Origin of the sequence: Mesorhizobium sp. B2-3-5 (assembly GCF_006442395.1) — a bacterium.
Lineage (GTDB): Bacteria > Pseudomonadota > Alphaproteobacteria > Rhizobiales > Rhizobiaceae > Mesorhizobium.
The window spans coordinates 37,049-51,198 of sequence record NZ_VFVX01000026.1 but is presented as its reverse complement, the minus strand read 5'-3'; the positions used below and the strand labels follow the sequence as shown (position 1 = coordinate 51,198).

The 14,150-nt window shown below is 61.6% G+C and carries 14 protein-coding genes and 2 pseudogenes; 13 read left to right on the top strand and 3 right to left on the bottom strand.

Going from position 1 to position 14,150, the window contains the following annotated elements; translation table 11 throughout:
• Window positions 1-73: 73 nt before the first annotated feature.
• From FJ958_RS23860 to FJ958_RS23840, 5 genes and pseudogenes are all read left to right on the top strand, one after another.
• Window positions 74-850, top strand: a complete 777-nt coding sequence (locus FJ958_RS23860; protein WP_140610680.1) for a TIM barrel protein — start codon at window positions 74-76, stop codon at window positions 848-850.
• A 102-nt stretch (window positions 851-952) separates the two neighbouring features.
• A pseudogene (locus FJ958_RS23855) lies at window positions 953-1,107 on the top strand (IS110 family transposase); the annotation flags it as partial.
• A gap of 195 nt (window positions 1,108-1,302) precedes the next feature.
• Window positions 1,303-1,668, top strand: a complete 366-nt coding sequence (locus tag FJ958_RS23850; RefSeq protein WP_140746014.1) for a nuclear transport factor 2 family protein — start codon at window positions 1,303-1,305, stop codon at window positions 1,666-1,668.
• 46 nt (window positions 1,669-1,714) lie between these two features.
• Window positions 1,715-2,317 carry a DsbA family protein gene (locus tag FJ958_RS23845; RefSeq protein ID WP_140746012.1) on the top strand — a complete coding sequence of 201 codons (603 nt, stop codon included), beginning with the start codon at window positions 1,715-1,717 and terminating at the stop codon, window positions 2,315-2,317.
• Between the two features lie 64 nt (window positions 2,318-2,381).
• On the top strand, window positions 2,382-3,551 hold the full coding sequence (locus FJ958_RS23840; protein WP_140746010.1) for an MFS transporter: 1,170 nt from the start codon (window positions 2,382-2,384) through the stop codon (window positions 3,549-3,551).
• A gap of 490 nt (window positions 3,552-4,041) precedes the next feature.
• Here the strand turns inward: FJ958_RS23840 and FJ958_RS23835 are convergent, their stop codons facing one another.
• A complete protein-coding gene (locus FJ958_RS23835; protein ID WP_246679727.1) occupies window positions 4,042-4,581 on the bottom strand; it encodes a DUF6101 family protein in 540 nt (179 codons plus the stop codon).
• A gap of 532 nt (window positions 4,582-5,113) precedes the next feature.
• On the opposite strand from FJ958_RS23835, the pseudogene FJ958_RS23830 reads away from it, so the two are divergent.
• The 3 genes and pseudogenes from FJ958_RS23830 to FJ958_RS23820 form a co-directional block, all read left to right on the top strand.
• Window positions 5,114-5,702, top strand: a pseudogene (locus FJ958_RS23830) (transposase); the annotation flags it as partial.
• 598 nt (window positions 5,703-6,300) lie between these two features.
• Window positions 6,301-6,528 (top strand): hypothetical protein, encoded by a 228-nt coding sequence (locus tag FJ958_RS23825; protein WP_140746008.1) that lies wholly within the window; start codon window positions 6,301-6,303, stop codon window positions 6,526-6,528.
• 454 nt (window positions 6,529-6,982) lie between these two features.
• Window positions 6,983-7,312: a hypothetical protein gene (locus FJ958_RS23820; RefSeq protein WP_140746006.1), complete on the top strand. Its 330-nt coding sequence runs from the start codon at window positions 6,983-6,985 to the stop codon at window positions 7,310-7,312.
• Between the two features lie 211 nt (window positions 7,313-7,523).
• Here FJ958_RS23820 and FJ958_RS23815 read toward each other — a convergent pair whose 3' ends face one another.
• Together FJ958_RS23815 and FJ958_RS23810 are read right to left on the bottom strand one after the other, a co-directional pair.
• On the bottom strand, window positions 7,524-8,156 hold the full coding sequence (locus FJ958_RS23815; protein ID WP_246679725.1) for a thermonuclease family protein: 633 nt from the start codon (window positions 8,154-8,156) through the stop codon (window positions 7,524-7,526).
• A 205-nt stretch (window positions 8,157-8,361) separates the two neighbouring features.
• A complete protein-coding gene (locus FJ958_RS23810) occupies window positions 8,362-8,970 on the bottom strand; it encodes a hypothetical protein (protein WP_140746004.1) in 609 nt (202 codons plus the stop codon).
• 567 nt (window positions 8,971-9,537) lie between these two features.
• Between FJ958_RS23810 and FJ958_RS32180 the strand changes: the two genes are divergently transcribed.
• Genes FJ958_RS32180 through FJ958_RS23785 form a run of 5 tightly spaced genes read left to right on the top strand, consistent with a single transcriptional unit; the run spans window position 9,538 to window position 14,145 of the window.
• On the top strand, window positions 9,538-10,014 hold the full coding sequence (locus FJ958_RS32180) for a lytic transglycosylase domain-containing protein (protein ID WP_246679724.1): 477 nt from the start codon (window positions 9,538-9,540) through the stop codon (window positions 10,012-10,014).
• A gap of 11 nt (window positions 10,015-10,025) precedes the next feature.
• Window positions 10,026-10,364: a TrbC/VirB2 family protein gene (locus FJ958_RS23800; RefSeq protein ID WP_140746000.1), complete on the top strand. Its 339-nt coding sequence runs from the start codon at window positions 10,026-10,028 to the stop codon at window positions 10,362-10,364.
• A gap of 3 nt (window positions 10,365-10,367) precedes the next feature.
• Window positions 10,368-10,667, top strand: a complete 300-nt coding sequence (locus FJ958_RS23795; RefSeq protein ID WP_140745998.1) for a VirB3 family type IV secretion system protein — start codon at window positions 10,368-10,370, stop codon at window positions 10,665-10,667.
• 2 nt (window positions 10,668-10,669) lie between these two features.
• Entirely contained in the window at window positions 10,670-13,084 is a 2,415-nt protein-coding gene (locus tag FJ958_RS23790) for a VirB4 family type IV secretion system protein (protein ID WP_140745996.1), read from the top strand.
• Window positions 13,081-14,145 (top strand): lytic transglycosylase domain-containing protein, encoded by a 1,065-nt coding sequence (locus FJ958_RS23785; protein ID WP_140745994.1) that lies wholly within the window; start codon window positions 13,081-13,083, stop codon window positions 14,143-14,145. The genes FJ958_RS23790 and FJ958_RS23785 overlap by 4 nt, the downstream gene beginning before the upstream one ends.
• Window positions 14,146-14,150: the final 5 nt, after the last annotated feature.

Here is a 14,150-nt window from a genome sequence, read left to right as displayed (position 1 = left end):
CATGAAACCCTGATCAACAAGACAGTGTTCGGATTCAAAAACCCAGGACACTTCGTCCAATGATGGATCGACTATGCTCCGCTTCTCCGCAAACCTAGGATTCTTGTGGCCCGACCGCCCGCTCGTGGATCGCATCGACGCGGCAGCGGCGGCTGGATTCAAAGCCATCGAATTGCATTGGCCCTACGAGACGCCAGCGGGATTGGTGAAGCAGCGCTGCATCAATCACGGCCTAACTCTTCTCGGGATCAACACGCCGCTGGGCGATACCGACAAGGGCGATTTCGGACTGGGCGCCATCGATGGACGCCAGAGCGAATTTCGCACGGGATTCGCGATGTCCGCCGGCTATGCGCGCCAAGCCGGCGCGAACTCGATCCACGCGATGGCTGGCGTCGTTCCGCTGGACCAACGAGCGCGAGGAAAGCAAGTGTTCATCGAGAATCTTGTCTTCGCCACCAATGCTGCCCCAGACCTGACGATCCTGCTGGAGCCAATCAACCAGCGCGACAAACCGAACTACTTTTACTCCACGATCGAGGAAGCCGCTGACATGCTTGATCAAGTCGGAGCGCCGAACCTAAAGATCATGTTTGACATATACCATGTCGGGATTAGCCAAGGCGATGTGCTGACTCGACTTTCCCGTCACTTGCCGAAGATCGGCCACGTCCAGATTGCGGCGGTGCCGAGCCGTGCCGAGCCCGATGAAGGCGAGATCAGCTATCTTGCCGTGTTTGCAGCGCTTGAACGGCTTGGCTATCGGAACTGGGTTGGATGCGAATACAAGCCCAGGGCCGCAACCGACCATGGCTTGAAATGGATTAAGACGCTCAGCCTTGAATTATGAGACTTGCGGGCAATTCGACACGCGATGTCCGAGAAAGGGTTCGAGCATCTCGCAGATCGCATCGGGGTCGGTCACGACCGCCACCTCCAGATGCACCTCGCGCTGCGTCGCGTCGCTCACGAGACCGGATCGCTGTTGCCCTGGCTGCATCCGGAGCTCAAGAAACTCGGCCTGGAGACACGACACCGTGCGTGCTGCGATGTCGGCGCAGCGCACAAGACGCCCTCATCATGCGCACCGGCTGGTTCCGCCAAGCTGATAATCAACTCGGACAACGATTTGGATCATTTTTCCGGCGCGGGCTTCGGGTCAGCGATGTGTCCAGGCTTGTAAGAAGAGTTCGGCCGCGGACCATCTTTTGGGTGGAGAGGCCAGCGGCCGACCCGTATTGGAGGATTGTCGCATACCTGAGAAATCCCTAATATAGCGATCTAGCGCCCGGAGGGCCGCCGATGTCGATCCACGAGGAACTGCAGGTTTTCTGGAATGCCTATGTGGCTGCCTATCGTGCCGGCGACACCAAGACATGCGGCGCGATGTTTACGGCTGATGCCGAATTACATTCGCCCTACGCGCCTCCGGCTAGAGGCCGCGACGCGATCGAAGCTCTCCACGCAACCTGGACGAATGGGCACAGCGAGGCGACCGACAAGAAAATGAAATTGATATATGCGGGCAGATCCGGTGACCTGGCTTGGTGCCTGGCGACGTATACCGAGGGCCTTGAGGTCGGCAACGGTACGTCGGTCGACGTCTTCGAGCGACAGGCCGACGGGTCATGGCTAATACGCATGTGCAGCCTTAACAGCACCGACTGAGGAATAGGTTTGTTGCCGACTTGGCGCGGCCGCGGAGGAGGAGGGAATGAAGCAGATCGACTTCTTCTATTTTTTCGGGAGCGGCTACGCATATCTGTCGGTGATGCGCATTGACGCCATGGCGAAACAGTCGGGCGTTGCCGTTCGATGGCGCCCATTCAATGTCCGCACCGTGATGGCCGAGAACAACATTGCCCTCCGCACCCAGGCGGCAAAGGTAAAGTACATGTGGCGCGATGTGGAGCGGCGCGCGGCGACGCACGGCGTCCCTTACATCAGGGCTCCCATCTGGCCGACCGACCCGGACCTTCTGGCTAACCGGGTCGCCATGGTGGCGGCCGAAGAGGGCTGGTGCGAGGTCTACACCGTCGCAAGCTTCAGGGCGTGGTACCTGGAAGGCATGGAACTGGGCAGCCGCGTCCATCTGGGGCATGTGCTGGCTCCCCTGGGTCAGGACATCGACGATGTGGTTGCCAAGGCTGACGGCGCCCGCGCCCATGAGCGTCTCAAGCAGGAGACCGACGCGGCTCGCAGCTATGGCATTTTCGGCTCCCCGGCCTTCGTCGTCGATGGCGAAACATTCTGGGGGGACGATCGGTTGGAAGAGGGGCTTGCCTGGGCCGCTGGGCGACATGAACTGCAACGTTGAATCATGACGAAGAGGACGCATTTGGTGAAGCCATGCGCTGATCGTCAATCCCAGGGGGGATCAAGTGCGAAGCCGCTGGATCATTCTTGCTGTGTTGTTCGTCGCTCGTGCCGCCTTCGCCTTCCAGTTCGGCAGCGTGGGGGCCGTAGCGCCGCAGCTTAGCGAAGGTCTCGGCGCCAGCCTGACCGACATCGGCATCCTTATCGGAGTCTATTTTGCGCCGGGCGTCCTGCTCGCCTTCCCCGCTGGCACCATCGGACGCCGCTATGGCGATAAGGCGACGGTTCTCGCCGCACTCCTGGCGATGCTGGCTGGCGAATTACTGATGGCTGCATCGGCGTCATGGAGCGTGCAAATCGCAGGCCGACTGATCGCCGGCACTGGCGGTATTCTCCTCAGCGTTCTGATGACCAAGATGGTCGCCGACTGGTTTGCCGGCCGGGAAATCGCAACCGCGATGGCCATTTTCGTCAACTCGTGGCCGGTAGGCATCGCAATCTCGCTCATGCTCTTGCCATGGATTGGAGCGAGATTCGGCCTTTTTGCCGTCAACCTAGCCGTCGCAGGGTGGATCCTGATCGGCTTCGGCCTGATGGCGTTTTTCTATCGCGCTCAGGAGGCGCCCGTCCCCGTTAAAGGCGAACGAGGCAGTGTGACCTCGGAAAACGTCTATGCGATGATTGCCGTTAGCTCGATCTGGTGTCTCTACAATCTCGGTTTGGTGATGATCTTCAGTTTCGGCCCAACGATGCTCGTCGAGCGAGGCTGGTCCATGGCTGCAGCTGGATCAACGATCAGCATCGTCCTCTGGCTCACGGCGCTTTCGGTTCCCTTAGGAGGCTTGCTCGCTGATATGACCAAACGCGGCGAAGCCATCGTTGTCGCAGGCTGCATCGGCTTTGCGCTGCTGACGGTTCTCCTGTCGCGAAGCGGCCAGGTGCTTCCCGCCGTCATTGCTGTTGGGACCGTTTGCGGCCTGCCCGCCGGCGCCATCATGAGCCTACCGGCGCGCGTGCTCGAGCCGAAGACGCGGGCGATCGGAATGGGAATATTCTATACGGCTTTCTATGCTGGAAGCCCGGTTGGCTCCGCGATCGGCGGAAAGCTTTCCACGTCGCTCGGCTCCGCGCGCGCCGCGCTCGACTTCGGCGCCCTCATGCTCCTGGCCTGCCCAGCAATTCTGTGGGTCTTCCACCGTATCGTTGCTGGCCAAGATCGCCCGGCACTTCCCTAGGGGCGGCGGATGCCAAAGCTCATAGCCAACCTACTGCTCCTGTTCGCCACCGTGATTGTCGGCGCCGAAAGCGGCTCGGTCCTGTAGGTTGCGATATCGAACGAAGCACCGGTGCGCCTCACCTCTGAAACCGACGCTGGCGCTTCCGACGCACCGATCCACGGCTTTGCCGGCGCACCGGCAGGCTGGGGGCTCTTGTCGGCAACGCGCACCGCCGCGCCTAGCCGATTGCACGGCTTCGAAAACGATCCGTCAGTGAGATGATGATTCCCGATCAAGCACTGCATCCCCGCAGGTCCGCGGCAGTTTGCCGACGCCGAGAGATCGGCCAGACGAAGGGCCGGGAAAGCGGTCCAGTCCTTGGCTGAGACTGGCGGTCTTTTCAACCAGGCCGACGCTACCTGGCCGCGCCTGGCGGGGGTTCCCCAGCAATCGACACAGTGGGGAGGATCGACCCTGCTGCCCAAATGAACACGAGACACGTGTCACATCACTTCCGATCCACCAGTCGACCGATTTGCTCTAATGGCGTCAGTTTGTTCATCAGGCCAGCATCAGAAAGCCTGGCCGCATGATCGAGACGCAGCCCACCGAGCGTTTCCTCAAGCGTGCGGGCAACGCCGTCGGCACCAAGCAGAAGCATAGGCAGACGGTAGGCCTCGGCCCAGGCACGCCAGTCGGCGGCAACAAGTTCGAGATCGTCGGACACCAGCAGTGGCACCGTCAGCATCGGATCGTTGTGCAGAAGCTTGAGCTCCGATGTGAATTTTCCATCCGGATCCTCCATCGCGCAGGCGGCCACGCCGCGGAAAACCTTGGCGGGAAGGGCAATGATTGCCGGTACGCTGCTTAAATCCTGCATGCGTCGGACCACCACACCACGCTGGTTGAGCGTGAAGGTCACGTCGCCATAGGTGTCGCGCGTGGTATAGCTCACCATCTCCGGCAGGCGCGATGGGTCGAGACGCCTGTTGCGGCCGGTCCAAGAACTCGTCTCCGGTTCAGTACGAGCCCGCTCACTATCGTCCATCACTGGCACCTGGAGAGAGAAGGCTCCCGAAGCACAGCGCGCAACCAGTGCCCCGAGTGAGCCCCAATCCTTTGCGGCGCCGTCTTCGGCTTGAGTCCAGCAACAGCTGCGTGCCTTCGCAATCTCTACTCCTTATTGAGGTCGAACGATGTACCCGCCCTCGAACTCTCACTCATGTCCTACTGTCACATAAAGTAGCAGTGTATTCTGTATTAGCGATTACTAATTTATGTCAATTTTTCGGTAACTTTGGCAAAATGGGCGTCGGCTGAGCTATGCAACCCGACAGACGCGGCTGGACCCAGTCAGCGCATTTGTTGCGCGCCGATTCCGAGTAGGCTTCATCGGTTTTCAGCTGGTCGTCGGTGATGAGGATATCGGCCGGTTAGCTGTCCCCCGGTTGAGGTAGCCAAGCGTCCGCCGCCAAGCGCAGTTCGTTTTCGGTACTCTTGCCCGGACTGAGCTTAAAAGTCGGAACGGCGATGGGTACCATGGGCGTCGATAAGGCGTACATTGTCATAGAGACTTCGATTTGGGCCACGGGGCCAGCTCGCTGTCGCCGTGGATGCACCCGGAACTGAAGAAACTCGGCCTGCCGGCCATCTGCCTGGAGTCGCAGCATGTGCGCGCCGCAATGTCGACGCAGCGCAACAAGACCGACAAGCCCGATGCGCTGGGCATCGCCCACATCATGCGCGCCGGCTGGTTCCGATAGGCCTATATCAAGTCGGAAAGCTGCTACCGAACGCGGTTTCTGCTGACGCACCGGCCCAATCTGAAGGCCAAAGTTCCTTGACCTGGAGAACGCCATCCGCCACTCGCTGAAGTCGTTCGGCATCCGCTTGAGCAAGGTCGGACGCTCGGCATTCGAGCACGCGGTGCGCTAGGCTGTGGCGGAGGATCCGCTATGGGTCGAGCTGATGGTAAGCGATGCTGTCGGCCGCGCGCGGCGCTGTGGCGACAGTATTGCCGACTGCATGACATGGTCGTGAAGATCGTCACCCGCAACGAACCATGCCGGCGCTTCATGGCCGTCCCCCGCGGGCCCGGTGACCGCGCGCTCCTTCCTGACCGCGACCGACGATCGGTCGCGCTTCCGCCGCTCGCGTGATATCGCGGCCTCACATTGAAGGTCAGCTGTCGTGCTTCCCTGGTCACAAGCGAACTGACCGCTAGCGGCCCCATCTCAGACTACCAGTCCGAAGTCCGATGGCGTCGGCGGCAGCAGGCTGCCTTCTCGCCAAAAGATTGGTCGCTTGCGGCCAACGCGCCGCCGCCAGCCAGCGACGCAAGGTCGGCTTCCGACGCGAAATACTCTTTCTGAGCGCCGGTTGACTGCGGTGAGTTCTTGCGCAGTGGAGACGCTGTGGGCACCGGCCGATCTCATTTGGGCTAAATTCTACATTCTACGAGGATCGTGTACCCCTCCGTTCCATTGCAGGCCAACAGGCCCCTTCGACGTCGGCCGATCGGGAAACCCGATCTGGCAATGATGCCTGTCGATCTCGCACGCTGGTTGCCTTGGCGCGAGAGCTCTGCAATAAATTGCCTCTGCGCCAGCTTCCGAGGTCCTCCTGCGAAGCTGTAGATGGCCAGGGACGACACGACGAATGTCCTAGGCGTAATGCCTCAGGATCGTGGCTCACCCCGTGAGTTTCCAACGTCCGGCCTTGCAGCGCATAGCTGCCGCTCGCCGGATCCACCGCGGGAGGCTTTTGCATGCCAGAAATTCATATTGACCGGCTTGGTTCCGGCCACGCCGAATTGACGCTGTGGGAGTTGCTGGACCCAGCAGCGACGGTACGGGCGACGATAGAGCTCTATGGTCCAGATGCGGCGACAGCCGCGGCATGGTGCGCGCTGACCGCTAATTTCGACGGACGCGATGACGACTATCGCTTTTGGTGTCGGGTCTTCTCGAAATTGCGCAAGGAGCCGCAGGCCTGAAGTGATCGACTGACGCTCTAAAACCAATACCGCGGCGATGACAGGCTGCAGTTCGCAAGGACGAATATTTCGAACCCTTAACCTAAGCGCATTATATTTCAGTCGCTTCACATCATTTCATCCAACTTTAGCACGGTGGCTGCCGCAATTGCGCTATGCTTCCCCTATTCTGGCGTTCTGCTGGTTTTGCATTGGTGGCCTCGCTACCGAAACCAACACTGGCAGCATCCAAGGACGACGCTTCGGCCACGATGTACCCTTTGGGGCCATCTGCGCAGCTTGGTAAGGAAGGATGACGGGACAGAAACACACTGCGAATGCGGCCAGGCCGCAGAGGCCAAGCGAAGTCGTTGATCAAGGATTATCCACCGAGCATGACAGCTCCAATTCCCGACCGTTGGGACGCGGCCACGACAGCTGCCCCGCTCGGCGCAGGGCCGCAAGTTCCACGGCCATGGCGCGCGGCATAGCCCGGCACCGCCGCCTGCTCGATGCCATCGAAATGTTCTCCCGCAAGACAGGCTCCGGTCGCTGGACGGTTCGCTCCACCCCTGTCCGGTTGTGCCTGGTCCTAAGCAATCTTCTCGAAGCTTCAGCGCGTCGGCGACTGATCAAACTCCAGGCCGGGAACCGGCTGGAGGCTGAGCAGAAGGTCCGCTACCTGATCGCTACAATGCTGGCACGGAAGGTGAAGCTGCAGCCAAGCGAGGTCGACACCGTGAAAGCCAGCGTCGGAGAATTCCATCCGGATATTGCCGGGTTTCTGCGAAAACAAAGCGGCTAAGTTTCGGAACGAATTTAGATGTGGTCGGGCGGGATGGGATTATACGGCTTCTTCAGGTAATGCGTGTCGACATAGGTCAACCCACGAAGTCATCGACCTTGTGCTCCGGTGTCAGTTTCAGCTTTCTGATCTCATCAGCGGTCAAGTCTTGCGAAGTCTGTGGGGCCAACAACCCGGGCCAACCCGGGCGCTACCAATCACTGCGATATCTCTACCGGTCGGAGCGGACAGGGCGCTCTCGGGCGTCAAGGAATGGTGGCGAGATTTCCTGCTCACGCTCGCCCAGCAGATTCAGGTCGGCAAGCGGCTTCCGCCCCAGGGTTCTGTCCACTGCCTTGGCGCGCCATTCATCCGGATCGATCACATATGTCGCCCACATCCCATAGCGCGCTGACATGGCGTAGCGCTGCCATTTCCAATACTGCGAGCTCACGGGGGAGGGGCCTTGGACTCGAGCCCAGCCAGCACGCAGCATGCCGACCGCGAGATCGCGTCCACCCGCGATGCATCGGCCCGTCAGGGCTCCGTCGACGGAATAGGCTGAAATGCGGCAGACGACCGGGCTGTCGCCGACCAGCCGCTTCAGCCAGGCTTTGGACAAGGCTCCGCAGGGCACCGGCTTCAGGACCAGGCTGTCGCCATGCTGTTTTGGATCAAATGCCCATTGCGGCAGGTCGCATGCGTCGATGCCGTCGAGCCGAACCGTCTCGGACACATCGGGAAACCACAACGTGCGGCCGTCGACCACTGTCACGCGACCTGCAAGCCTTGCCATACTGGAACCGGAAAAACCCGTCGGCACGGTGTTCGCGCGCCAGCCGCGTGTAATGTCGGCCGCGAACACGGGGGAGGGAAGGCTGCAGACAATCAGCGCCGTCAGGGCGCAAGGCAGGATTTTGCTTTTCATGGCTGGACGCCATGGAGGTGGTCGGCCAACCCTGCATCGATCGAGAAGACGTCTGCCTTGGAAGTGCGCCCGCGGTCTCGCATCGAAACGGTCCGACGGGGCGCTGTCCCGATCGCGCGCCCAACCACAAAAGCCATGGTCCTCATTGATCCTTGATCCTTGGATCGGCCCACATGCCGAATCCGCCGCGGCCAATCTTCTCGGCTTCTGCGAGATCCTTGCGGGCGGGCGTGCCATCGGGCTTTTTGGCGATGCGGTGCGTGCCGATCGACACCAATTGCTCCTCCAACATGTCGATCGTGTCCAGGCTACCGGGGTAGTTGTAGTAGCCATAGCAGGTGGCATCCTGGGCCTGAGCATTCGTCTCGCTGAGAAAGGCCCGGCAGAAGATCACTTTCGGTGACTGCAGCATCGTCTGCAGCCCGCGCCTGGCGTAATCGGCGCAGGTGCCTGAGAAGTTCTCGCGCTGCTTGACCAGATCACCGTCGCACGGCTCGATGCCATAAAGATGCACCGTCAGCTTGTCATCGACTTGAAAGTCGGTTGGTGAAACGGCATCGAAGCCCCTGGCCGAGGCAAAGCCCTTGCGATCCACGATGGCGCCCTGGCCATCGTAATATTCCATGACCAGTACCGTCTTGCCCGGCGCCGCGAGCGACCTGACATAGGCCTGGTCGATGGGTGGGGCGCCGCTCGCCGGCAACGCCAACGCAAGGCCAGCAACGAGGCTGCCCAATATCCTGGCTTTCATCGCAACGCTCCTCTCGACATCCAATCACGTGGCCAATGTGCCTAGTTCTGATTTGCCGCGCAATAAAAACAATATCTGTTTGACATCTTTTTTCAAGTCGCTTACCGATACCCGGCATTCTTCGAACCGGCCACCCAAGGGCTTCCGATGACTGACCCCCTGTCCAGACCGACGAACCGGCATCTGCTTCTCGCCCTCACCAGCACGGCTCTGGTCGCGGTCTGGACCCCATCATCGGCCGCCGCGGAAGATGCCCGGTCAGGAACGGAACTAACCTCAAACCACGCGGCGATCCGGCCTTTTCAAGCGTCCGATGAAAGTGTTGCAGCCGTCTTCGACGCCCGCTGGGGAACTGACGCCAGGGAGTATGAACTTAGGCAGGATGGACAGCTTCATCGAACGAGCACGGCCACCGCAAGCCTGCCCAGACCGGGCTCCTCCGGACCGGGCGCTTCACCGGCACCCGAAAAATACAGTCAATTTGACAGTTCACCTGTTCCGCACCGGAATCCGCACGCAAAACCATGTGGCGCCTCGCCGATCAGCGCTGCGGAGATCGCCCGGCTCGTGAGGGCCGCGGCTTACAAATACGATGTCGATCCGGATTTCGCGCTTGCGATCGCCACGGTCGAAAGCCAACTCGACAGGGTCCGCAATTCCCCCAAGGGTGCGCGCGGGCCCATGCAGCTGATGCCGGCGACAGCAGGCGAGCTTGGCGTGAGCGACATATGTGACCCCGCCGACAACATCGACGGCGGCGTCAGATTTCTGCGGCAGCTGTTTGCGACCTATCGCGATCCGCTGATCGTTGCCGCCGCCTACAACGCCGGCGCCGCTCGCGTGGACGACTATGGCGGCGGCATTCCGCCTTTGCCGGAAACCGTGCGCTTCGTCGCCGAAGTCATCAAGCTGCGGCCTGGTCCGTCAAGCGCGGATCCGCAGGCTCGCGCCGCCGATGCCGCCGTCGATCTCCCCACGGCCGATACCGAAACGATTTCGCCTACCACACGCCGCCAATGGGTTGGCGGCGTCATGCAGTTCTAACGGAGCCAGACATGACCCGGATCTTGCCGACCTTAACGCCAACAGCCAAGACACGAACCGTCATCGCGGGCCTGGTTCTTGGGGTATCGCTGAGCGCGATCGCAGACCCGGCATTTGCCCAGACGTCGGGAGCCTTCGCCCCGCTCGAGACGGCGGTGCAGATGATCGTCGATTTCATCACCGGTCCCTTCGGCCGGCTGCTCGCCATCATCGCCGTCATCGGCCTCGGCTTCCTCGCCTTCGCCGGCCGGCTGTCCTGGTTCACCGCCGGCGCCGTGGTGATCGGCATCGGGCTGGTATTCGGCGCGCCGGCCATCGTCGACCAGATGATCTCGGCCGTCGGCAAGTGACCGATGGACGAGGCAACCAACGACAAGCCACAGCTGACGCCACTGGTAATCGGGCTGACGCGGCCGCCGATGATGTGGGGCGTTCCGCTCAGCGCATTCTACATCATCATTGGCATCACGCTGATCGCATTCCTGGTGACCGGCAGCTTCTGGTCCGTTGCGATCGCCCCGGCGACCTATCTCGCACTGTTTGCGCTGTGCAGCCGCGATATTCGCATTCTCGACCTTGCTCAGGTCGCCGGGCGCCGCACGCCACGCACGCCCAACAGGATCTTTTGGCAAACCAACTCCTACGGGGCCTGACCATGCTGAACGTCGTCATGGATGAATTGGGCTTTGGCCGCGAGCGCCGCCGCGACAGACCGGTGGCGACGCATGTGCCCTATATGCGCCACCTGGCAAACGGCATCGTCGGTCTGGAGAGCGGCGCGCTGGTCTGCGTGATCAAGCTCGATGGCCTGTTTTTCCAGACCGAGGACCAGGCCGAGCTCAATATGCGCGCCAGCGTCCAGAACACGATGATCCGTGCGCTTGGCTCAAGCCGGTATTCGCTGTGGTCGACGATCATCCGCAAGGAGGTCACGCCATCGATCGGCGGCTCGTTCGCCAATCCGTTCTGCGACGCCCTCCACACGCGCTACATGAGCGGGCTCAAACAACGGCGCATGTTCACCAACGATCTCTACCTGACCGTGGTGCGTGCCCGGATGCGGGGCGCGTTGGGAGCCGCTGAATCGCTCGCCAGGCTGTTCGACTGGTCGTCCGATCGCGAAGCGCGGCTGCTGCAAAGCCGAGAGCGCATCGGCGAGCTGGAGGAAGTGGCGGCCAACGTCACGCGCGAGCTGCAAAGATATGGCGCCCGCGTCCTTGGCATCGTCTACCGGGACGGCGATCCCTATTCCGAGCCTTGCGAGTTCTTCAACACGCTTTTGACCTGCGCAACATCGCGGCCGATGCGCCTGCCGCGCATGGCCATTCGCAATTTTGTCGGCACATCACGCCTGCATTTCTCCAGACGCACGCTGCAGGCGCAGGCACCGACCGAGGCCGACAGCCGCTTCGGTGCGATCCTGTCGATCAAGGAGTACCCGCCGTTCTCGGGCCCGGGAATGCTGGACGGACTCCTCCAGCTCAATCACGAATTCATCCTGACCCAGTCGTTCACGATCGCCGACAAGCCGATCGCACAGGAACGGATCGCAAGGCTCCAGCGGCAGATCCAGGCCTCCGACGAGGCCGGCAGCACGGTCGAGACCGACATCGATTTCGCCTTCAACAGTCTCGTCAACCAGGAGGCCGTGTTTGGATATCATCACCTGAGCCTGCTTTGCCTGGCCCGTGATCTCGGCGGCGTGGACAGATCGGTGTCGGAGCTCGGCGCCTGCCTGACCGACATGAACATCACCTGGCTGCGCGAAGACCTCAACATGGAGGCTTCGTTCTGGGCGCAGCTGCCGGGCAATCACAGCTACATCGCCCGCTCCTCGATGCTGTCGAGCGCCAATTTCGCCGGTTTCTCCTCGATGCACAATTTTGCGACCGGAAGGGCGCAGGGCAATCATTGGGGCCTGCCGATCTCCATCCTGGAGACGACGTCGCAGACGCCCTACTGGTTCAACTTTCATCAGCGCGACATCGGACATTTCCTGGTCACCGGTCCGACGGGATCGGGCAAGACGGTGGTGCTCACCTTCCTGCTTGCGCAGGCGTTTCGGATCTCGCCGCAACCACGGGCGGTCTTCTTCGACAAGGATCGCGGCGCCGAGATCTTCATTCGCGCCGTCGGTGGCACCTATGAGGTGCTGCGGCCGGGCATCAGCACCGGCTTCAATCCGCTCCAGATGGACAACAGCGCGCCAAACCGCGAATTCCTGCTGCGCCTGCTCAAGGTGATGCTGAAGCCCGCCGGCGGGCACGGCTTCTCGCAGGAAGAAGAGGACATTTTGGAACAGGCGATCGGCCGCATCTGCCGCGAGCCGATCGAGCAGCGCACGCTTGCCAATTTGTCCGGGCTGCTGATGGGGCGATCGCGCTCGGACGCCAACGATCTCCAGTCGCGCCTGCGGCCATGGTTCGAGGGCGAGAAGGCATGGCTGTTCAACGCGCCGCGCGACGCATTGTCGTTGTCCAACAGCCGCGTCTTCGGCTTCGACATGACGCATGTGCTCGACAATGCCGAGCTGCGGACGCCGGCCTTGATGTATCTCTATCACCGCCTCGATGAGTTGCTTGACGGCGATCCCGTCCTGATCTTCATGGACGAGGGCTGGAAGCTGCTCCAGGACGCGACCTTTTCCAACTACATCGTCGACAAGATGAAGACGATCCGCAAGCTGAACGGCATCGTCGGCTTCGGAACCCAGTCGGCGGCCGACATCGCCAGGGCGCCGCAATCCAACACGCTGATCGAGCAATCGTCGACAAACCTGCATTTCCCGAACCCGCGCGCCGACGCGGAAAGCTATGTTGGCCGCTTTGGCCTCACCGCCAAGGAGTTTGCGTTCATCCGCAACACGCCGCCCGAGCGGCGGACATTCCTGATCAAGCATGGCAACGATTCCGTCATTGCCCGGCTCGATCTTTCGTCGATGCCCGACATGCTCAAGGTCCTGTCGGGCCGCAAGGAAACCGTCGAGGCCTGTGCTGCCTTGCGCGCCCGCCTTGGCGATGATCCGGCCGACTGGTTAGCCGAATTTTGCCGGGAAGGGGCCTCGACATGATCCGGCGTTTCCCGCTCCTGCTGGTGCTGCTTGCCTCGCCCGCGGCCGCCGACATTCCAACTTTCGATGGCGCGGTGCTTGATCAACGCAGGCACGCGAGCGACAAGATCGCCGCGATCGAAGACATAGATCGCCAGCGCCTTGGCAACAATCAGGGTGTCACCTGCGCGCTCTACCGGCCAGCCCGCACGGACGATCCTGTCGCCGCCGCCAAGGCCAACGCGTCGATTGCCGGGCTGGTCCGGCGCATTGCGCGCGAGGAGGGCGTCGACGAGAACCAGTTCCTGGCGCTTGTCTACCAGGAAAGCCGCTTCAACCCTTGCGCCAGATCGGGCGCCGGCGCGATCGGACTGGCGCAGCTGATGCCGGCGACCGCCGCCGAGCTTGGCGTCAATCCCTACAGCATCGAGCAGAACCTGCGCGGCGGGGCGCGCTATTTCAAGCAGCAGCTGGAGAACTTCAACGGTGATGTTGCGCTGGCGTTCGCGGCCTACAATGCCGGTGCCGGCAATGTCGAAAAATACGGCGGCATTCCGCCCTTTCGCGAAACCCAGGGCTATGTCGCCAACATCACGCAAAGATGGATGCCGGCATTTGGCGGCTCCGACAAGTCCGGCATACCGTTGAATTTCGGCGGCACCGGCGAGGCCTATGCCGGTATGCGCACGGCGACGCTGGACACCATGGCGCTGACCGGCGCCTTCGGCGACGGATCGGACGGCGTCGCGTCCTGGTTTCAGCAACGCGCCAGACAGCCAAGCGGCACCATCCAGGAGAGCTGGGATCAGAACTCCGGCGCCCGCAACGCCAACATCGAGATGCTGAACCGCATGATTGAGTTGAGCGCGAGCCTTGCCGACCTCGTCAATTCCCGCAATGCCCTGGCGCTGAGCGACATTTCGGGGGCGCGCCGCTCGGGCCATTACACCAACGGCGATCGGCAAGGCGGCACGGAAACGACCGGCCGCTGTGACGAGCCGGGCCTCAAGTGGAGCCCCGACGCGCAAGGTTGCGTGCAAAAGCTCGACGCCAAGCCCGAGCTGCTTTTGACCGCGCAATGACATCT